A 624-nucleotide genomic window follows, 5' to 3' on the forward strand; every position below is an offset into this window, starting at 1 on the left:
CAGGGTCACTACGACCGGCGAGCCAGTCACTGGCGCGGTGACAGTCGCGGTGTAGGTGACGTTGCCACCTTCAGCCGCCGAAGGCGTGGCCTTCAGCGATACGGTGGAGGTATCGATGGTGTCCGTGACGTCCGTGACGGCTGGAGTCGAATTGGTCTCCAGGTGTTCGAAGTTGCCACCCTCTGCCTTGGTGATGGTGGCTTCGACTTTGCCGGCGTCCTTGTAGACGTCATCAGCCGGAGCCGCGACGGTAGCAGTGCCCGAAGTGGCACCGGCAGCGATAGTAATCACGGCACCGTTGCTCAATGTCACGGTGACCGGAGTACCAGCAGCATTGGTCAGGGTTGCGGTGTAAGTGATCTGGCCGCCTTCGGCCACCGAGTCAGTAGCGCTCAGGCTCAGAGTGGTGGTATCCGGAGTGTCTGTAACCGAGGTCTCGGCTGGCTTGTCATTAATCTCCAGCTTCTCGTAGTTACCACCGTCCGCTTTGGTGATGGTGGTGCTCAGGGAGCTACCGCCTGCCAGGGCGTCGTTTGGCGCGGTGAAGTTCACCGAACCATGGCTTTCACCAACCGGGATGGTGATGGTTTGGCCATTGGACAGGGTCACCACCACCGGCGAACC

General features: G+C 60.7%; 1 protein-coding gene. It reads right to left on the reverse strand.

From position 1 onward, the window contains the following. Positions 1–624 (reverse strand): immunoglobulin-like domain-containing protein (locus LXM55_RS32335; RefSeq protein WP_233324202.1); only part of this gene is annotated, 624 nt, incomplete at both ends.

It is taken from the genome of Pseudomonas sp. Au-Pse12 (assembly GCF_021341665.1).
Classification (GTDB): domain Bacteria; phylum Pseudomonadota; class Gammaproteobacteria; order Pseudomonadales; family Pseudomonadaceae; genus Aquipseudomonas.